This is a genomic window from Niallia sp. FSL K6-0212 (genome assembly GCF_038007605.1).
Taxonomy (GTDB): Bacteria; Bacillota; Bacilli; order Bacillales; family Cytobacillaceae; genus Niallia; species Niallia circulans.
The window spans coordinates 2,902,368-2,922,557 of the sequence record NZ_JBBOXL010000001.1; the positions used below are offsets into that span (position 1 = coordinate 2,902,368).

A 20,190-nucleotide genomic window follows, 5' to 3' on the forward strand; every position below is an offset into this window, starting at 1 on the left:
GTAGATGAAAGTGATGAAGCCTATACAGGTCTACCGTGGACAATATCTTGAAAGCAGCCATTCTATTCATGTAGCTGTTGTAGACAAAGATGGTAGATTACTATATTTCTATGGGGATCCGGAGAGAATGACCTTTCCTAGATCCTCCATGAAACCCTTTCAAGCCATTCCACTTATAGAGACAGGAGCGGCAGATTCCTTTTCTTATGATAATGCTGAAATTGCAATTGCGTGTGCTTCTCATGCTGGGGAGTCATTTCATCAGGAGACAATCCTGCGCTTATTAGAAAGATTGGGGATTCAAGAAGATGACTTGCAATGTGGTACACATACTCCATGGAATTTAGAAAGGTATAAGGAACTGCTGCGAAAGGGCAAAGACGTCACCCCCGTATACAGTAATTGTTCTGGTAAGCATGCAGGTATGCTTGCTGCGGCGATTCATATGAAGGAGGACATTGCCACATATCGGGAGGTAGAGCATCCTCATCAACAGCGTATATTGGAAGCAATTGAAACAATATGTGATTTTCCGAAAGAAAAAATAAAGCTGAGTGTAGATGGCTGCGGGGTGCCAGTACATCAATTGCCCCTCTATAATGCAGCACTTGGCTATGCTAGATTAGCAAACCCTGATTCTATTAAGTCGGTAAACCGAATAGATATAGTAAAACGAATTAGGGATAGCATGATGGAGTTTCCAGAAATGGTTGGAGGAACAAATAGGTTTGATACAGACCTAATGAAAGCTTATAAGGGGCGAATTGTATCGAAAGCAGGTGCAGAGGCTGTTCAATGTATGGGACTTATCCAAGAAGGAATCGGAATTGCCATTAAGGTGGAAGATGGCGGAACACGTGCTGTAAATGTCGCTGCAATGGAAGTGTTAAATCAACTAGGATATAAAGAAGAGAACCTATTTACAAATTTAGCTAGATATGTACATGCACCAGTTTTGAATGCTAGAAAAGAAAAAATAGGTGAAATAAGAGCCAACTTCCATTTGGAAGAGGCACTTTCAAGGGGAAAATAATCTATAAAAGGAGAAAGTCGCTTGAGACATTATTTGAATATAAAAGAAGGAAAAAATAGCTGGCCGCGTTATTTAGCGTCTATTTTATTAGCTGTTGGTTTTATGATTGCTGGTTCTATCGTCTATTTTATTGTAGAATTCATACGCGTAGAACTAGATGGGAACGAAGCCACCTATATTGATTTAGATACCGGCATGGTGATGGGCGGAAACGGTACAGTTAGTTTATTAATGACACATATTATTTATATTGTCGCTTTAATTGGTCTATGGATTGGAGTAAGATTTATTCACAAACGAAAATTTCGAACATTAATTACGGGAGAAGACAGAGTAAATTGGAAGAAGATAATCTGGGGATTTATTATATTTTCAGGACTTTTCCTACTTACATCAGCAATTGATTTCCTACTTAATGCTGACGATTATGCATGGAATAACGTATCTTTCGCCCAATTTTTCTTTTTATTCCTTGTGGTTCTATTGTTTGTCCCGATTCAAACAACAGTAGAAGAACTTTTATTTAGAGGATTATTGTTACAATTGGTTGGTAAAAAAATAAAAAATCCCATTTTGTTAGCACTGATAGTGGGATTAATTTTTGGATCGTTACACTTTTCCAATCCTGAAATGAATGATTCGGCCATTTTAGTAGGTTTAGATTATTTACTTGCTGGTTTTGCCTTAACATTTATTGCGGTGAAAACAGGAAGCTTAGAATTATCGATTGGTGCACATGCTGCAAATAATATCATGATTTTCTTGTTTTTTACATATGATGACTCTGTGGCAGGAAATATTCCAAGTCTATTTCAAATCCTTGAAACAAGTCCACAATACTCAATAATTTGGTCATTGCTAATATTCACGGCCTTTTATTTATTAAGTATAAAAAAATATGGTAAGAAGTCTATAAGCTAGTCTATCAAGTAGTTTAGGAATGAGAAAAATTCTACAATAGAAGACGGATATAAAAGACTAGTGTATAAAGGATTTCAGTCGCTCTGAAACCGAACAGTTATACGATGATGCCGATAAAAATCGTATAATTGTTTGGTTTTTTTTTGAATTGCATTAGAAAAAGCACTTACCTCCTCTTATAGAAAAATTAGAAATTATCCACTACATTTAAAAAAATATAAATAATTTAATAGAACTAGTTAAATAGAACAGATGTTCCTAAATTGAGTCTTAAGCCTCTTACTTTAATAATTCAGAATTGTTAAAATTATTTTAGTGATATCCATTCTATTATATTAGGAGGCTGTTTATGAAAAAAGAATGCAGAGTAATTCCTTATCAAGTGAAAGAAGTAATGGACGTTTCTGCAGCAGTTCCAAAAGGAATTGAGCTAATTCAGGCACCTGAGTTATGGAATAAAACAAAGGGAAAAGGGATTACAGTTGCCATATTAGATACTGGCTGTGATATCAATCATCCAGATTTACAAGAGCGAATCATTGGTGGAAAAAACTTTACCGATGATGATAATGGCGATCCAGCTATATATATGGATTATAACGGTCATGGAACACATGTAGCTGGAACAATTGGAGCATCAGGAAAAGAAGATGGATTAACGGGAGTAGCACCAGAAATATCCCTTTTAATTGTAAAAGTTTTAAATGGACAAGGCTCAGGGCAGTATGAATGGATTATAAATGGAATTTATTATGCAATTGAGCAGGGAGCAGATATTATCTCCATGAGTCTTGGCGGACCAGAAGATGTGAAAGAATTGCATGAGGCAGTGAAAAAGGCAGTTGAAGCGCAAATTTTAGTCGTTTGTGCAGCTGGAAATGAAGGTGATGGTTTAGATTCAACAGAAGAATTAGGTTATCCAGCTGCTTACAATGAGGTAATTAGTGTAGGAGCAGTAGATTTACAGAGAAATAGCTCTCGCTTTTCTAATTCTAATCGAGAAGTTGATTTAGTAGCACCTGGCGAGGAAATTTTGTCTACCTTTTTAGATGGAAAATATGCTAAATTAACAGGAACATCTATGGCTGCCCCTCATGTGAGTGGGGCTTTAGCATTAGTTAAAATAATCAGTAATAAAGCTTTTGAAAGAAATTTAACAGAGCCAGAATTGTATGCCCAATTAATTAAGAGAACGATTCCATTAGGAAATAAACCAAGTTTAGAAGGGAATGGGATTCTCTATTTAACAGCTCCGGAAGCTTTGATGGAAAAACTTCAATCCACGGTTCAATTACTTGTGTCTAATAGTTTATAAGAAGAACATCCTTGTTAATAAAAAAGTGGACAAACTCCTAAAAGGGTGGTTTGTCCACTTTTCTTATAAAAGAGAAGATGTGACAGGGCTTATGAATATAGGAATAATAAAATTCCATTACTGAGAGGGAGCTACATAATTTTACCGTAACAAGACAATAGAAATGTTTTAAAAAAAGTAGTAAAGTGAAAGAGGATAATTGTGCGAAACTGGATTTTGATAGAAGGAGAATAAATTGTTGAATACTGTCATTACACGAAAAATGATTTTGGAAATGTGTGGTCCTGTTTCTTTAAAAAGAGGGGAAGCATTCTCGAAAAATCATAAGGTGATTTTTAAAGAATATAGAGATAATTATTGTGAAGCTTTCGTTCAAGCATCTGAAGATTTTGCGGTAATGGTTGCAATCGAAGGGGAAGAAATAAAAGCAACATGTTCTTGTCCGAAACTAGCTTCTTTTCAAAAAGAATGTCAGCATATTGCAGCTGTATTAGTGGAAATAAAAAAATTTCAAATGAACGGAAAAGCTCCTTCCACTACCGTTGAAAAAAACATGGATGTATCGGGAGATTTTTTTGCATTATTTAATCAGAGTGAAACTCTATCAACAAAAAAGCAGCGCCATTTTGAAAAGCGAGAAGTGATTCCAGTTGAATTTATGCTAAAAGTCATTCCAATCGACTCGGAAACCAATCTGTTTGGAATAGAAATTCAGCTATTATCCCATCCAATAAAAGATATTCGCTTGTTTTTAGAAAGAATAAAGAGTGGAAAAGCTTATTCATTTAGTTCAGAATTAGAATTTAATCCAAAGCTTCATTGTGTAAAGGAAGAAAGTGAAGCAATTCTACAAGAGTTAGGAAAAGTAATAGAGGATGAAAGGATATTTTTGAATCATCACCAGGGAGTAAGTAATATATGGGGAGACAGTATTTTGTTAATTCCCCCTTCCTCTTGGATTCCTCTTCGTTCTCATTGGAAGGAATTAGGTTATTATGATCCGAATAAAGGGACTATGGTGCCCTTAAATGTTTCAAATGAAGTCCTGCCTTTAAGATTTCATTTATATCAGCATGAAACTGGAAGCTATCAATTAAATGTACATGGAATGGAATCCATTCAGTTCCTGCATCAATATTATGCTGTTCTGGTAGAGGGAAATGTGCGGCAATTGGAAGCAGAAGACTTTAAAAGACTTATTGAGATAAAGAAAATGATGGAAAAAGTGGGCAAGAGCTTTATTCCTATTGCACTCAATCAATTGGATTTCTTTTTAGAAAAGATAGCCCCAAGCTTAAAAAAATTTGGGGAGGTTCAATTAGAGAGAGAGCTTTCCAAAAAAATGGGTAAGACTCCCCTGCAAGCTGAGCTTTATTTAGATAGAGTAAACAATCGATTGCTGGCAAGCGTAGAATTTCGCTATGATCATATTGTCATCAATCCAGTTCAAGAACGGAACAAAGAAGTAGAAGCAGTGCTACTTAGAGATTGGAAGAAAGAAGAACAAATTATAGAGTTAATGGATAGCAGTTCATTTGCGAAAACAGATAGTGGTTATATGCTTTATAACGAGGAATTGGAGTTTGACTTTTTATATTATGTATTACCAAAACTGCAAAAGCTTGTAAAAGTTTACGCAACAACAGCTATTAGAAATCGAATTTTCAAGGAAAAAACATGGCCAAGGTTTACGGTGAAATTAAAAAAAGACCGTATTAACTGGCTTGAATTTAAATTTGAGATGGAAGGTTTTCCAGAGCGAGAAATCAAAGGCTTGTTAGCTGCTTTGGAAGAAAAGCGGAAATACTATCGCTTGCAAGATGGCTCTCTTTTTGCTCTGCAAACAAGGGAGATGGAGGAAGTGCAAAGGTATCTTCAATCTCCGCAAATAAAGGACAAGGACTTTATAAGTGGGTTTGAGCTGACACTTTTAGAAAGCTTATCTTTTATAGAAGAAGATCGAAAAATCTTTGCTTTAGATGAATCGTATCAGCAGCTGTTTGATTCCTTCTTGCATCCAGAAAAGCTAAATATTAAAGTTCCTGCGGATTTAAACAATGTCTTGAAATCGTATCAAATAGATGGCTATAAATGGCTGAAAACATTAGCGCAATATCAATTTGGCGGCATTTTAGCGGATGATATGGGATTAGGAAAAACATTGCAAAGTATTGCCTTTATTCAATCTGAATTGCCTGTGATGAGAAAAGCGAAACAACCGGTGTTAGTTGTATGTCCTTCTTCTTTATTATACAACTGGCAAAGAGAAATCATGAAATTTGCTCCGAAAATTCAGTGCCTTATACTTGATGGAGCTAAAAAGGAAAGAGCTGCGCTGCAAAAGGATTTAGAAAACATCGATGTAATCATAACGTCATATCCATTAGTTAGACAGGATATTTCATGGTATGAACAGCAAGTTTTCCATACAGTGTTTTTTGATGAAGCACAGTATTTTAAAAATCCACTATCACAAACAGCAAAAACAGTGAAGAAACTAAAAGCAGTTAATCGCTTTGCTTTAACCGGCACTCCACTTGAGAATTCCATTGAAGAACTTTGGTCTATCTTCCATATTGTATTTCCTGAATTATTCAAAGGCCTGAAGGAATATGCGAATTTAACCAATAAACAAATTGCGAAAAAAATAAGACCATTTATGCTGCGCCGCTTAAAAGAGGATGTATTGGCCGAACTTCCTGAGAAAAGGGAATGGAGCGAAATAGTGGAATTATTACCAGAACAGAAAAGATTGTATGCAGCCTATCTCGCGAAATTAAGACATGATGCCTTAAAGCATTTAAACAAAGAAACCCTTCGAAAAAATAAAATTAGAATTCTTGCTGGATTAACGAGACTGCGGCAAATATGCTGTCATCCAGCCCTATTTGTTGACAATTATCATGGAAAGTCTGCTAAACTAAATCATCTAATGGAACTAATTGAGGAAGCACAGCGATCTAATCGCAGGGTGCTGATTTTTTCTCAATTTACAAGTATGCTTGAAATAATTGGCCAAGAATTAGCAAAAAAGGGATTAGCCTATTTTTATTTAGATGGGAGCACTCCTTCAGATGAGAGAGTGGAATTATGTCATCGCTACAATTTAGGAGAGCGAGATTATTTTTTAATAAGCTTAAAAGCAGGGGGAACAGGCCTTAATTTAATGACTGCAGATACTGTTATTTTGTATGATACTTGGTGGAATCCAGCGGTCGAAGAACAAGCGGCGGATCGTGCTCACCGCATAGGACAGGAGAATGTAGTGGATGTAATTAAGCTCTTCTCTAAAGGCACAATTGAAGAGAAGATATATGAATTGCAGGAAAAGAAAAAGACTTTAGTAGATGAAATTATCGATTCAGATGATAAAGTAATTTCTTCTCTAACAGAAGAGGACTTAAGAGAATTGTTAAGTTAATCCATTAAAAAAGGAGGCCATTATTTGGGCCTCTTTTTTTCATGTAAATCAATTTTCTTTTTGTTTTGGATACCGCTTGGCTTTTTTGGCAGCTTCACGAAGTAAATACTCAATATGACTATTTATACTGCGAAAATCATCCGCAGCCCATTTTTGCAGGACTTCGTATAGCTCTGGATCAATGCGTAATGGAAAGCTTTTTTTCTTCGTCATTTATACCACTCATTAATATAAAGTACCTGTATTAATTACAGGAGTCGTAGGATTTTCAGAAACAATCGCTACTAGTAAATTATTTACTAATTGTACCTTTCTTTCATCATCTAATTCAATGATTTTATCCTGTTCCAGTTGATTAATGGCCATTTGTGCCATTCCAACTGCTCCTTCGACGATTTTCTGACGAGCAGAAATGATAGCGGAGGCTTGCTGACGCTGTAACATCGCTTGGGCAATTTCAGTAGAATAAGCTAAATGAGTTAATCTAGCTTCAATTACTTCCACTCCTGCGAGGTCTAGACGAGCTTGTAATTCGGTCGTAAGTTCATTGGAGACTTCCTCTGCATTTCCCCTTAAAGTTAGTTCTACATTTTCAAATGTATCATATGGGTATTTTGTTGCAACATGGCGGATAGCTGTTTCACTTTGGATTTCAACAAATTCTTCGTAATTATCTACATCAAAAATGGCTTTTGCAGAATCAATAACTTTAAAAACAATAACGGCAGCAATTTCAATTGGATTTCCATCAACATCATTTACTTTTAAACGTTTACTATTGAAATTACGCACGCGTAAGGAAATAGTTTTTCGTAAAGTAAGAGGGATGGTTAAAAATAATCCACTGCTGCGAATCGTACCAAGATATTTTCCAAAAAAGGTTACAACAACAGCCTGATTAGGTTGAATAATTGTTATCCCACTGCCTAGAAGAACAGCTATAAGGAAGAAGGGAATGGCAGCACCTGGAATTTCCTGCACAAGAAAATAGACACCGAGAAAAAGGGATATGGCAATAAGTAAAACGCCAATAAATCCATTAAAATGAAACGCATTTTTTTCTTTCAACTAAATCACTCCTATAATTTCAATTTGATATAATTATGATATCACTTTTGTATAAAATTGTAAAACGATTAATGCTGAAATTTTCATAAAAAAGGAGATAGCTATTAACTATCCCCTGAAAGTTGTACCTTAATTTATTTTTAGCAATTCCAGCAGTGTTTTGCCAATTATTGTACCAGCCGTCTTTGGTGCAACTTTTGCCGGTAAACCAAGGGCCCAAAGGGTTTGGATATTGTGTTCCTTGGCAGCTGCAAAATCGGTTCCCCCTGGTTTGCTGGCTAAATCAATAATTAAAGCATTGCTCGATAAATTCTTTATAAGCTTAGATGTTAAAAGCAGTGTTGGAACCGTATTGATAACAATCTGCTGAAGAGGTATTTCTGATTCTAGTGAAGATTCAAAAATTGCAGCTAACCTCATTTCTATCACTCTTGCCTCATCCTCTTTTTTTCGAACTAAAACAGTTACTTTTGCACCGACAGCAGAAAATAGACGAGCCACAGTCTTACCGACTCTGCCAAAACCGAGTACTAGCACTTGGGCATTATGTATTGTAATATCCGTATGCTTGATGGCGAGCATTAGCGCTCCCTCTGCAGTTGGGATAGAATTATGGATAGCCACATCATTTCTTGCAAAAAGAGCAACCAAGTTTCGATTTGTTTCTGCAGCCAATTGTTTTAAATAAGGAGTGATAATACCGGAATATATAGTACAATTAGATTTTGTTTTAATAATCAACTCTTTTGTTAGAACAATCTTTTCTTTAGAAAATATCGATTCAGCAATTCCATCTTCTTGAATGCCCGGAATGGGAAGTAGAATAGTATCCACTTCATGAAGTGGAGCTGTTTGCCAATTTATTTTCCGCACATTTTTATAAGAAACAGAAGCATCTTCGAAACCGATCAAATAAATTTTGTTTAGCTTTGGTGCAAGAAGGCGGATTACTTCGAGCTGTCTAGAGTCCCCGCCGATGATTAATAATACATGATTTTCGTTCAATTTTTTGCACCCTTTCCTTTGTAAATAGTACGCCTCCATACAGTAAATATATGGAGGTGTATAATGGTTCAGAATAATTTTTACGGAGAAAAAAGTGCTGGTGCACTAGGTGGCGGGTTTTATTATATATTATAAGGCGCTTGCATTTAACATTCTATTTTTAAAGGCTTTAGGCGAGCATTGATTTTCTCTTTTAAACAGTTTGTAGAATTGCGCCATATTTGTTATGCCGACTTCATAGCTTATTTCTAATATACTTTTGTCAGTTGTTAAAAGTAATAATTCAGCTTTTTTTATTCGCTTTATATTTATATAATCTACAAACGACAATCCCATTACTTTTTTAAAGTACTTGATAAAATAATGATAGCTGAAATTCAGTAGCTTACTGACATCTTCGACAAGTATTCTTTCTTCTAAATGGCTGTCAATATAATCTAAAACAGGTTTAAGTTTGGCAAGGTCTTGTTCTTCTGAATATTGGAGCATATTTTTAGTATCGTTTCGTACACATAAAAGAAGAAGTCGTTTGATGGAATAATTGATAGCTATCTCATAGCCCTTTTCTTTCGTTTGACTTTCTCTATGAATCTCATTTATTAAGGAATGTACTTCTTGTTTTATTTCCTTATTATCTTCAAATATGTAATTTATCTTGTCTAATGGATGTGTTAATTCTGAAAAACAATAGAAATAAGGAAGGATACTTTGGTCAAAGTGTTTATGTAGATCAATTTGTAAGACAATATAACGCAATTTGCCTTTCTTCACTTTACTTGTTCTGTGTGGTTGTGAAGCTCCCATAATAAGAACGTCCCCTGAAGTAATCGATAGATACCTTTCTTTTGTTTGTACCGCCAAATCTCCATCAATCATGGCAAGTAATTCTACTTCTTTATGGTAATGCCAAGGGTAATCATCAACTGGAGTCATTACATCTTCCCTCTCATCATTTATCTCCCACACTTTTAAAGACAATAGAGGGTTTTGATAAACTACTTTTTCATTTACTGGTTGATTAAAGGTGTGCTTTGTCTCCCTTTCCACTTTTTGTTCCCCTCCTATTCGACGAGACTATATGGTTAGGTGCTCTTTTCTATTTTAGCAAAAAGCAAGCAAGTAAATGACATAATTGCATAAAAAAATGACAAGATTAAGCATTTTTTTATACGCTTACATTTCATATAATGAAGCCATCATATTGTAAGGGAGAAGGAGTGGCTACATAATGATCACAATTTGGAATGAAAACCGGCATGAAAAGAAAAATCCAACCGTAGCAGAAATATATCCAAATGGCATTCATGGTGCGATTGCTGCGTTTTTGGAGAAAGAAGGTTATGAAACACATACTGCAACATTAGATGAACCAGACCATGGATTAACGGAGGAAGTTTTGAATAATACAGACGTATTAGTATGGTGGGGACATTTAGCACATCACGAGGTAGAAGATGAAATTGTGTTAAAAGTAAAACAGCGTGTTTTAGATGGGATGGGGTTAATTGTTTTACATTCCGGTCATTTTTCGAAAATTTTTAAAGCGTTAATGGGCACAACCTGTAATTTAAAATGGCGAGAAGCAGATGATCGCGAACGCTTATGGGTAGTAGCACCTAATCATCCAATTGTGGAAGGAATTAATGAATATATCGAATTAGAAAAGGAAGAAATGTATGGCGAACATTTCGATATACCAGCACCAGATGAATTGATCTTCACAAGCTGGTTTGAAGGTGGAGAGGTATTCCGAAGCGGTTGTACGTATGCAAGAGGGAATGGAAAAGTGTTTTATTTTAGACCAGGACATGAAACGTATCCAACCTATCACCATCAAGAAATTCAGCAAGTTATTATTAATGCAGTAAAGTGGGCAGCACCAGTGAAAAGAGAGAAGCCTGTTTATGGCAACGCCCAGCCTTTAGAGACAATTTCAGATAAATAATATAGAGGGGGAAAATATAATGGTTTCATTAAAAGTAGGCGTAATTGGATGTGGAAGTATCGCACAGCATCGTCATATTCCTGAATATCTGTTGAATAAACAAGTGGAATTGGTAGCCGTCTGTGACATCAATGAGGAAAGAGCAGCTGAAATTGCGGAAAAATATCAAGCGCAAGCATTTACCGATTATAAAGAATTATTAAAAATGGATGAGTTAGATGCGGTTAGTGTGTGTACACCAAACTATCTTCATGCCCCTATTTCTATTGATGCTTTGAATGCTGGCAAACATGTTCTTTGTGAAAAGCCAATGGCAACATCAAAAGAAGAGGCTGAGCAAATGATACAAGCTGCTAAAAAAAGTGGGAAAAAATTGATGATTGGACATAACCAGCGTTTTGTTGCATCCCATCAAAAAGCACATCAATTAATTAAAAGCGGAGAAATTGGTAAAGTGTACAGCTTCCGCACAACATTTGGTCATGGTGGTCCAGAAGGCTGGAGTGTTGATGGTAAAGAGAGCTGGTTCTTTAAAAAAGAAGAAGCATTTATTGGTGCTATGGGAGATTTAGGTGTTCATAAAGCAGATTTATTAAGATTTGTATTAGGAGAGGAATTTACAGAGGTAGGAGCATTTGTAGAAACAAATGCAAAAGACTTCTCTACTGTAGATGATAATGCTGTTTGTATATTAAAAACAGATAGCGGCATTATTGGAACGTTGACTGCGAGCTGGGCTTATCGTGGAAAAGAAGATAATTCAACTGTTATTTATGCAGAAAAAGCCGTCATTCGTTTAGAAGATGATCCAAACTATTCGTTAATTATCCAATATACCAATGGGGAAAAAGTAAATTATGAATTAGGCAGAATTCAATCAAATAATGATGGTGGACAAAATAAGACTGGTGTTATAGATCATTTTGTGGAATGTATTTTAGAAGATAAAGAGCCGCTTATTAGCGGAGAAGAAGGAAAAAAATCTTTGGCGATCATTCTTGCAGCCTTGGAATCACAAGCATCGAAGACTATTACCAAAATATAGGTATATAGAAGGAAAGAATATAGGAAAATTGGAAGGAATGGAGAGGAGCTCTCATGAAATTAGGCGTGTTTACCGTATTATTTGCAGACAAATCATTTGAAGAAATGCTTGATGCAGTAAAAGAGGCTGGTATTCAAGCAGTTGAAATAGGTACTGGCGGCTATCCTGGAAACAATCATTGTAATGTAGATGAATTATTAGAATCAGAAGAAAAGAGAAAAGAATATCTAAAAAAGGTGACAGAACGTGATTTAATCATAAGTGCATTCAGTTGTCATGGAAATCCAATCTCTCCAGAAGAAGCATTTGCAAAGGAATCGCATGAGACATTGATTAAAACAATCAAACTAGCATCCTTGATGAATGTTCCGGTTGTAAACTGTTTTTCAGGAACGGCCGGGGATCATGATGGTGCGAAATATCCAAACTGGCCAGTTACGCCATGGCCAAATGAATATTCTGATGTGAAAAAATGGCAATGGGAAGAAAAGTTAATCCCTTATTGGAAAGAAGTAGGGCATATTGCAAAAGAGAGTGGTGTGAAGATTGGATTAGAGCTGCACGGCGGATTCCTAGTGCATACTCCATATACTTTATTAAAATTACGAGAGGAAACTTGTGATGCGATTGGCGCAAACTTGGATCCAAGTCATTTATGGTGGCAAGGTATTAATCCGGTTGCTGCGATTAAAATTTTAGCAAAGGAAAAAGCCATTCATCATTTTCATGCAAAAGATACGTATATTGACCAGGATAATGTTAATATGTATGGCTTAACAGATATGCAGCCATACGGTGAAGTTCAGACAAGGGCCTGGACATTTCGTTCCGTTGGATGTGGACATAGTGTAAGTGAATGGTCAGATATGATGAGTGCTTTAAGAACATATGGGTACGATTATGTTGTCAGCATTGAACATGAGGATCCAATTATGTCTATTAGGGAAGGATTAACAAGAGCGGTTACTAATTTGAAATCCGTTTTAATTGAAGATGCTCCTTCTCAAATGTGGTGGGTTTAGGTTTATTAAGTATAAAGAAATACTTGAATAAATAGACATTCATTAAATAGTGGAAACGGGGGAGAGAAACATGTCCAAATTAAAGGTAGCGATTATTGGTTGTGGTAATATTTTTCCTATGCACGCCCAATCAATTGTCTCAAGAGAGGATGCAGAGTTAGTAGCAGTTTGTGATGTAAAGCCTGAACGAGTAGAAGAAAAAGCCAAAATTTATGGCTGTGCCGCTTATACAGACTATAAGGAAATGTTTGAACAGGAAAGTTTAGATGTGTTGCATATTTGTCTGCCACATCATTTGCATGCACCAGTGACAATTGAAGCTGCGAAAAAACAGATTCATATATTAACAGAAAAACCAATGTCTATTCATTATGATGATGCTGTTGAAATGGTGGAAACAGCGAAGGAAAATAAGGTTACCCTTGGTGTCATTTTTCAAAATCGTTATAATCCTGGCTCCCAGCTCATAAAGAAAATGTTGGATAATGGAGAACTTGGCAAGATCAAATCAGGAAAACTATCTGTTACATGGAACCGTTCTGATGAGTATTATCAAAAAAGTGATTGGAAAGGGACATGGGAGAAAGAAGGTGGCGGAGTTATAATTGATCAAGCAATTCATACAATGGATTTGATGAGATGGTTTGTGAATGCCGACATTAACTATGTAGATGCATCAATAAGCAATCGTGCACATGAAATTATTGAGGTGGAAGATGCAGCTGAAGGAGTTATAGCATATAAGAATGGCATTGTTACTGCTTTTCATGCTATAAATTATTATACGTATGACGCGCCAGTTGAAATTGAGCTGCATTGTGAAAAGGGAATCGCCAAAATGGTAGCTGACCGGGCAACTATTCGATTAATAGATGGAAGAGAATTCATCGCAGATAATAATCCGCAAGAAACGTTTCATTATGAAAATGGAGTAAAAGGGTATTGGGGAGTAAGTCATGTAAAGCAAATCAATAATTTTTACGATTCGTTAGCAACAGGAATTCCTTTAGATGTCACGGGGGAAGAAGCGCTAAAAACCCAAAAAATGATTTGTGCCGTGTATGAATCAGGAAAGAAAAAAGAACGTGTTTACTTTAAATCGACGGTAGAAACCAAATAAAGCTAATAATAGCAGTAGATGTATTTAAGAAAGGCTATGTTACTTCCAGATATTGGATGAATATAGCCTTTTTTCTTTTAAAATCAATTTACAGGTTCTTTAAATAGTTAGGATAAAAATAAAAAAAACACTTTACAAATCGTAATCGTTACGGTTAATATAAGAAAGTCGATGGAATAGTCTTTTAATCTTAATGTAATTTTATAAATCGTAATAGTTTCGGTTTGTTTGGAATGGAGTTTATTTAATCCTAGTAATTCCTAGACGTGCATGAATCGCCGGCAGGTGGTAAAAAAACATGCTGAGAGAATAAGTGATATTCAGGTTTCTCGGTGGATAGGTGTAAGGCAAAGTGAGAATAGTAGTTTTTGAACAAATGCGATATCCATAGTTTTCATACATAATTTAAACTTTGATCTTACAGGGCTATATTATATCTTGGGTATGAACAAACAAAGGTTTGGTCATTATGAGAGTAAAAAAACACTAGTTTTTACAGAAACAGAGATCGCAATTAAAATTTAAAATTAAGGAGAACAGAATAATCCAGATCGAATGGAGCTTATATTGTTTAATATTAAAAGAAATGCATAAAGAAAGTAAATAAAAGGCAGGGTGATAAAAATGGGGAAAAAATTTACATTAGTAACTATTATGTTACTTGCAATATTGGTGATAGCTGCATGTGGCAAAGGAGAAAATAATGCTTCCAACGGGGCAAATAAAGAGAAACTGAAGATCATGACTACCTTTTATCCTATGTATGAGTTTACCAAAAATATAGCTGGTGACAAGGCAGATGTAAACTTACTTATTCCTTCGAATCAAGAACCACATGGATGGGAGCCAACACCAAAAGATATCGCCAATGTGCAAACTTCAGATTTATTTATTTTTAATAGTATATATATGGAAAGTTTTGTAGATACAATTAAATCTGCTGTTGATAATAAAGAAACAGTGTTTGTTGAAGCAAGTAAAGGTATAACATTAAAAGAGGGAATAACAGATGAGCATGATCATGAAGGCGAAGAAGGAGAGCACGAGCATAATGGGGAAGAAGCTGACCATGACCATGAAAGTGAAGAAGCAGAGCATGAGCATAGTCATGAGAAAGATCCCCATGTCTGGTTAAGTCCAGCACTAGCGATTAAAGAAGTAGAAACAATTACAGAGAGCATGATTAAAGCGGATCCAGACAATAAAGAAACATATCAAAAGAACAGTGAAAAATATATTGCGAAATTAACTGCACTTGACCAAAAATATCAGGATGAACTAAGCAAAGTAGCGAAAAAAGAAATGATTACACAACATGCCGCATTTGGATATTTAGCAAGTGAATATGGACTAACTCAAGTACCAATCTCTGGGATATCACCAGAACAAGAGCCAAATGCACAAAGATTAGCTGAATTAAAAGATTTTGCAAAAGAACATGATATTAGCGTTATTTATTTTGAAGAAACGGCTTCGCAAAAAGTTGCAGATACGCTTGCCACTGAAATTGGGGCAAGAACAGAAGTACTAAGCACCTTAGAAGCGTTAAGCAAAGAAGATGAAGAAAGTGGAATGGATTATATTAAAGTAATGGAACGTAATTTAGAAAAAATTGTCCAGGCACAACAATAATTGAATTTCTTACAGCCTCTCTTGGAGTTTTTTAATTTCCGATTGAGGCTTTTTGTATGGGAAGAAATGGAAGGTTGCTTTGCGAAAGAAATACATGCTATTGTATAAATGAAAACGTTCTATGGAGGGATAATTGAGATGGTGGCAAATCAACGATTCGTATTTATAGGAGATAGTATTACACATGCGGGAAAAATGGAGGATAGGGAAGGCATTGGTTATGGGTATGTTCGTTATATTAAAGACTACTTTACTATTAATCAACCAGAAGCATTGCCAAGTATTGTTAATAAAGGGATAAATGGAAATAGAATCACTGATTTAGAACAACGCTGGGAAGCAGATGTCCTCTCCTTACGTCCAGATCTAGTCTCTATATCAATTGGAATTAATGATGTATGGAGACAGTTAGACCAGCCTCAACTAGAACAGGTTACTCCAGCTAAATTTAGCACTATTTACAATCGTTTATTAGAAAAAGTAAAAAAGGAAACAAATGCTAGTATTTTTTTGATGGAGCCAACCGTAATTGAGGAAGCGATTGAAGCAGAAGGCAATATTCTTTTAAAAGATTATGTATCAGTCATTCATCATATAGCAGCCAAGTATGCTGCAGTAGTTGTGCCTACACATCAAGTATTTATGGAATATTTACAAAAACAAAATCATCAAGTATTAACGACAGATGGAGTACATATGAATTCTGCTGGTAATATGCTAATGGCGCAAACATGGTTACAGGTTTACAAAAAGTTTAAGGAAGATAAAAGTAGTTTTAGATAATCGATAAAAAGAGGAAAGGATTGAAAACATGTCTCTTATCCATAGACTAACTAATATAAAATCTATTTAAAAGGATATAGAGACATCATTATAATAGAAAAGAAAGTCTTTCCTAAACCGAAATATCAAGGTATGATAGGGGAAATAAATAGAAAGAGAGTGACAACTATCATGACGATGCGACTTAGAGATTGGGATCGGAATTTAAAGATTCGTCTTGCTGGTGAATCAACTGTTAATGTAACATTTTGGATGTTTTTTCCATTTTTAGCAATATACTTTACAGAATCCTTTGGGAAATCAATTGCAGGATTCTTATTAATACTTTCTCAAGCCTTTTCTGTTGTTGCTAATTTGCTTGGCGGCTATTATGCTGATAAATTCGGTAGAAAGAAAATGATGGTAATATCAAGTCTTGCCCAAGGAATTGCCTATTTAATCTTTGCTTTTGCTAGCTCTCCGTGGCTTGATTCCCCAGCTATTAGTTTTATCTGTTTCACTGTTATCAGCTTGTTTACTAGTATTTATTGGCCAGCAAGCCAAGCGATGGTAGCTGATGTAGTAAACGAAAAAGACAGAAGCAGTGTTTTTGCTATTTTTTATACTTCTACCAATATTGCAGTAGTAATTGGTCCGATTCTTGGCGGATTCTTTTATAAAGATTATCGTTTTTTCCTCCTTTTAGCAGCTGGACTATTAAATATTATATTGAGTATAGTTTTAAAAACTTGGATTGCTGAAACAGCTCCGCCATATAAAGAACTAGATGATAAGAAAAAGAATTGGGCTATGGCGCTTGGGGCACAGTTAAAAGACTATCAGGTGATAGTAAGGGACCGAACGTTTTTACTGTTTATTTTAGCGGGAGTATTAATAGGGCAAACCTTTATGCAGCTAGATTTATTATTACCAGTATATGTAGATGAAATGGTTGCTACGCAAAACTTATTTTCTCTTGGCAATTGGTCTCTAGAAATTCAAAGTACACAAGCTTTTGGATTAATACTAGCAGAAAATGGATTGGTCGTAGCCTTATTTACCATAATTGTTACAAGATGGATGTCTAAATTTAAAGAGAAGAATGTTTTTATTATTTCCTCCTTTATATATGCGATCGCAGTTATCATGTTTAGCCAAACTAGTTTAATTTGGGGGTTAATGTTCGCGATGCTCTTATTTAGTTTTGCAGAATTGATGACAGCAGGAATTCAACAAAGTTTTATTTCTGAGATTGCTCCAGAGGATCAGCGTGGTAAATATTTTGCTGCAGCAAGTCTGCGGTTCACTTTTTCAAAAATGATTGCTCCATTATCCATTCCGATGAGTGCCTGGTTCGGATTTGAATGGACATTCTTCATTATTGCTATATTAGCGATAATAAGTGCGTTCATTTATCAGGTGATGTTCAAACAATTTGAAACGAAAAAAAGAAAGTTAAATACAGTGAAACCACTATGAGGAGTATAAAAGGTATAATGTATGGGAGATTTCCAGCTTCGGACGTTTGCTTTATAATCTGATCATTTTCTAATATAACACTTTCCTAATGGCTATTTTTATAGCTAATTAGGAAGGTGTTTTTCTTTTAAAGGCTTTATTTTAATAATGAGATTGATTTACACGAATTTATCCAAACCTTTTTCTCCTGTGTGTCGTCTAATTGTTAGGTAAGGAGGTTTATTGTTTTGGAAGAATTGTCAGCATGCTGGAAAGAAATAGACAATAAAGAAGAAATATTTGATGAAATTATGATTACATATGGACAAGAGCTATTACATTTAGTCTTTTCATATGTCAAAAATGAAGCGGTCGCAGAAGAATTAACACAAGATATTTTTGTGAAAGTATATTATTCCATCCATAAGTATAAAGGAAAATCTAGTTTTCGAACATGGCTTTGGAGAATTGCTATTAACCACTGTAAAGACTATTTGAAAAGCTGGTATACAAAAAATGTCATAAAAGTGGATGACGAATATATTTATGGAGAAGACAGTAAAGAAAATATTGAACAAGCCATTGTTCAAAAAGAGGAAGAACAATGGCTTGTGCAGGCTGTGATGAGTTTACCTATTCTGTATCGAGAAATTATCTTCCTCTTTTACTTTGAAGAATTAACGATAAAGGAGATTGCCAGGATAATAGGGGTTAATGAAAATACGATCAAAACCCGATTAAGAAGAGCAAAGCAATTATTAAAAATGATTGGAGATGAAGAAAAATGGAAAAACGACTAAAAAAACTACAAGCTGGTTTGAAAAAGACTTATTTTAATCATCTTTCATTTACTGCTGAGCATCGCAAAGAAATTATGAAAAAAATTCAAATAAAGAATAAGGAAGAGGAAATTCTTTTAGCAGCTTTGCAATTACTTCATACTAGAAAAACTGGTTTTGAATTAACAGAGTTGTTACGTGCTCGCGGCTTTCAAAAGTTTGAGAATCAAGAAGGATTTATCTATACTTTTCTGCATCGATTGGAACAGAGAAATATAATTGCTTCAGAGTGGGACAATAACAAGGTTAAATATTACCAAATAGATCGCAAAGGAAAAAAGCTCGAAAAAAAGTTGGAAGCAGAAGGGGGACGCAGCAAAAATATTAGAGAACTGATAGATTGGGTGTACGTAAATGAATAATAAACATTTATTTTTAGATAAAGTGACAGAGCAAGTGAAATCGAAAGAAGCAAAGGAATCGATTAAATTAGAAATGGAGTATCATATTCAACTTGCAAAAAAAGGATGGATAAAAAAAGGGTTGTCAGAAAGTGAAGCAGAAGAAAAAGCAATTAATGAAATGGGAAGTCCTTCCCAATTAGGACGAGAATTAAGTGAAATCTACCGTCCGACGATTGATTGGGCTATTGTTACCTTAACAGTGAGTCTGTTAATGATAGGGATTTTGCCAACGTTATCTTCTTCTCATCATTTTATCATTCTTAAGTTATTAATGACTTGCTTGGGGATTGTAATAGTCATTGGCTTTATGTATGTGGACTATCGCAAATTTGCTAATTTTGGATTTTTATTTTATGCAATAGGATCGTCGTTATTGATATCCATTATTTTCTTTAGCAATCATATGATTAATGGAGCGAACTATATAAAAATTGGACCAATTATACTCCAAGGCATAATGGCCATCCCCTTTTTTTTATTAGCTTGGGCTTCCTTTTTTAGTAAGAAAGAATTTACATATGTTTCTTTCTTGTGTTTATTTTTCTTTTCATGTGTCTTATTTCTCTTCGGATTTGATAGTATTTCTACTGTTTTTATTTATATTTTTACAGTCGCAATCATGCTATTTTGGAGCAGCTTTTCTAAACGGAAAGTCTTTATTACATATGGAATAGGAACAATTCTTCTTTTATGGCTTCTTTTTCTTACAAGAGGAAGTTATCAATTAAATAGACTAATGGCATTTCTATTTCCTGAAAGATATGCCGAAGAAGCTGGTTATTTTTATTTATATCGACAAAAAATGTGGGCTGATTTAAAATGGGTTGGTTCACCAGATATGGAAGTGTTAACTTTTATTAATAATACAGACACAGTTTTTCTGCAACTCACCTATCAATTTGGATATATGTTGGCTGTGTTTCTTGTATTATTATTTGGAGCACTTATTCTGAAGATGATTGGCAATGTCAAAAAAATAAAGAATCCATATGCGAAATTTCTATTAATAGGATCTATTACGCTGTATAGTGTTCAAGTTGTTTATAATCTAGGAATGTGCGTAGGATTTCTACCGGTTATTTCATTATCCTTGCCATTCATAAGCTATGGTCTTGTTTCAACCGTTATTAATGCTTTATTAATTGGTCTTATTTTAAGTATTATGCGCAGAAAAAACTTTCAATAATATTTGGGAGCACG

At 34.9% G+C, this 20,190-nt stretch carries 18 protein-coding genes; 14 read left to right on the forward strand and 4 right to left on the reverse strand.

What is annotated here, in order from left to right; genetic code table 11:
* Positions 1-13: 13 nt before the first annotated feature.
* The 4 genes from MHH96_RS13670 (at position 14) to MHH96_RS13685 (ending at position 6,690) form a co-directional block, all read left to right on the forward strand.
* Positions 14-1,033, forward strand: a complete 1,020-nt coding sequence (locus tag MHH96_RS13670; protein WP_235844561.1) for an asparaginase — start codon at positions 14-16, stop codon at positions 1,031-1,033.
* A 21-nt stretch (positions 1,034-1,054) separates the two neighbouring features.
* Positions 1,055-1,954, forward strand: a complete 900-nt coding sequence (locus MHH96_RS13675; protein WP_047941606.1) for a CPBP family intramembrane glutamic endopeptidase — start codon at positions 1,055-1,057, stop codon at positions 1,952-1,954.
* 349 nt (positions 1,955-2,303) lie between these two features.
* The gene (locus tag MHH96_RS13680; RefSeq protein WP_095257696.1) at positions 2,304-3,269 is read left to right on the forward strand and encodes a S8 family peptidase; all 966 of its coding nucleotides are present in this window, start codon (positions 2,304-2,306) and stop codon (positions 3,267-3,269) included.
* Between the two features lie 238 nt (positions 3,270-3,507).
* The gene (locus MHH96_RS13685; protein ID WP_047941608.1) at positions 3,508-6,690 is read left to right on the forward strand and encodes a DEAD/DEAH box helicase; all 3,183 of its coding nucleotides are present in this window, start codon (positions 3,508-3,510) and stop codon (positions 6,688-6,690) included.
* 48 nt (positions 6,691-6,738) lie between these two features.
* Here MHH96_RS13685 and MHH96_RS13690 read toward each other — a convergent pair whose 3' ends face one another.
* The 4 genes from MHH96_RS13690 to MHH96_RS13705 all read right to left on the reverse strand — a co-directional run bounded on the left by MHH96_RS13690 (position 6,739) and on the right by MHH96_RS13705 (position 9,810).
* Entirely contained in the window at positions 6,739-6,903 is a 165-nt protein-coding gene (locus tag MHH96_RS13690; RefSeq protein ID WP_047942897.1) for a ribbon-helix-helix domain protein, read from the reverse strand.
* 12 nt (positions 6,904-6,915) lie between these two features.
* Positions 6,916-7,758, reverse strand: a complete 843-nt coding sequence (locus MHH96_RS13695) for an SPFH domain-containing protein (RefSeq protein WP_047942898.1) — start codon at positions 7,756-7,758, stop codon at positions 6,916-6,918.
* A 129-nt stretch (positions 7,759-7,887) separates the two neighbouring features.
* Positions 7,888-8,763 (reverse strand): dipicolinate synthase subunit DpsA, encoded by an 876-nt coding sequence (gene dpsA / locus MHH96_RS13700; protein WP_235844560.1) that lies wholly within the window; start codon positions 8,761-8,763, stop codon positions 7,888-7,890.
* Between the two features lie 129 nt (positions 8,764-8,892).
* Positions 8,893-9,810 carry a helix-turn-helix domain-containing protein gene (locus MHH96_RS13705; RefSeq protein WP_047942900.1) on the reverse strand — a complete coding sequence of 306 codons (918 nt, stop codon included), beginning with the start codon at positions 9,808-9,810 and terminating at the stop codon, positions 8,893-8,895.
* A 181-nt stretch (positions 9,811-9,991) separates the two neighbouring features.
* On the opposite strand from MHH96_RS13705, the gene MHH96_RS13710 reads away from it, so the two are divergent.
* The 10 genes from MHH96_RS13710 to MHH96_RS13755 all read left to right on the forward strand — a co-directional run bounded on the left by MHH96_RS13710 (position 9,992) and on the right by MHH96_RS13755 (position 20,176).
* Positions 9,992-10,708, forward strand: coding sequence for a ThuA domain-containing protein (locus tag MHH96_RS13710; RefSeq protein WP_047942901.1), 717 nt, complete (start codon positions 9,992-9,994; stop codon positions 10,706-10,708).
* A 19-nt stretch (positions 10,709-10,727) separates the two neighbouring features.
* The gene (locus MHH96_RS13715; RefSeq protein WP_095257689.1) at positions 10,728-11,753 is read left to right on the forward strand and encodes a Gfo/Idh/MocA family protein; all 1,026 of its coding nucleotides are present in this window, start codon (positions 10,728-10,730) and stop codon (positions 11,751-11,753) included.
* 53 nt (positions 11,754-11,806) lie between these two features.
* On the forward strand, positions 11,807-12,775 hold the full coding sequence (locus MHH96_RS13720; RefSeq protein ID WP_095257688.1) for a sugar phosphate isomerase/epimerase family protein: 969 nt from the start codon (positions 11,807-11,809) through the stop codon (positions 12,773-12,775).
* A 70-nt stretch (positions 12,776-12,845) separates the two neighbouring features.
* A complete protein-coding gene (locus MHH96_RS13725; protein ID WP_144544148.1) occupies positions 12,846-13,895 on the forward strand; it encodes a Gfo/Idh/MocA family oxidoreductase in 1,050 nt (349 codons plus the stop codon).
* A 624-nt stretch (positions 13,896-14,519) separates the two neighbouring features.
* Positions 14,520-15,527 carry a metal ABC transporter substrate-binding protein gene (locus MHH96_RS13730; protein WP_047942905.1) on the forward strand — a complete coding sequence of 336 codons (1,008 nt, stop codon included), beginning with the start codon at positions 14,520-14,522 and terminating at the stop codon, positions 15,525-15,527.
* A gap of 138 nt (positions 15,528-15,665) precedes the next feature.
* Positions 15,666-16,310, forward strand: a complete 645-nt coding sequence (locus tag MHH96_RS13735; RefSeq protein WP_047942906.1) for an SGNH/GDSL hydrolase family protein — start codon at positions 15,666-15,668, stop codon at positions 16,308-16,310.
* A gap of 177 nt (positions 16,311-16,487) precedes the next feature.
* The gene (locus MHH96_RS13740; RefSeq protein ID WP_047943007.1) at positions 16,488-17,768 is read left to right on the forward strand and encodes an MDR family MFS transporter; all 1,281 of its coding nucleotides are present in this window, start codon (positions 16,488-16,490) and stop codon (positions 17,766-17,768) included.
* Positions 17,769-17,995: 227 nt separating this feature from the next.
* On the forward strand, positions 17,996-18,547 hold the full coding sequence (locus MHH96_RS13745) for a sigma-70 family RNA polymerase sigma factor (RefSeq protein WP_047942907.1): 552 nt from the start codon (positions 17,996-17,998) through the stop codon (positions 18,545-18,547).
* The gene (locus tag MHH96_RS13750; protein ID WP_047942908.1) at positions 18,532-18,948 is read left to right on the forward strand and encodes a PadR family transcriptional regulator; all 417 of its coding nucleotides are present in this window, start codon (positions 18,532-18,534) and stop codon (positions 18,946-18,948) included. The genes MHH96_RS13745 and MHH96_RS13750 overlap by 16 nt, the downstream gene beginning before the upstream one ends.
* Entirely contained in the window at positions 18,941-20,176 is a 1,236-nt protein-coding gene (locus tag MHH96_RS13755; RefSeq protein WP_047942909.1) for an FtsW/RodA/SpoVE family cell cycle protein, read from the forward strand. Before MHH96_RS13750 ends, MHH96_RS13755 begins: the two co-directional genes overlap by 8 nt.
* Positions 20,177-20,190 lie beyond the last annotated feature (14 nt).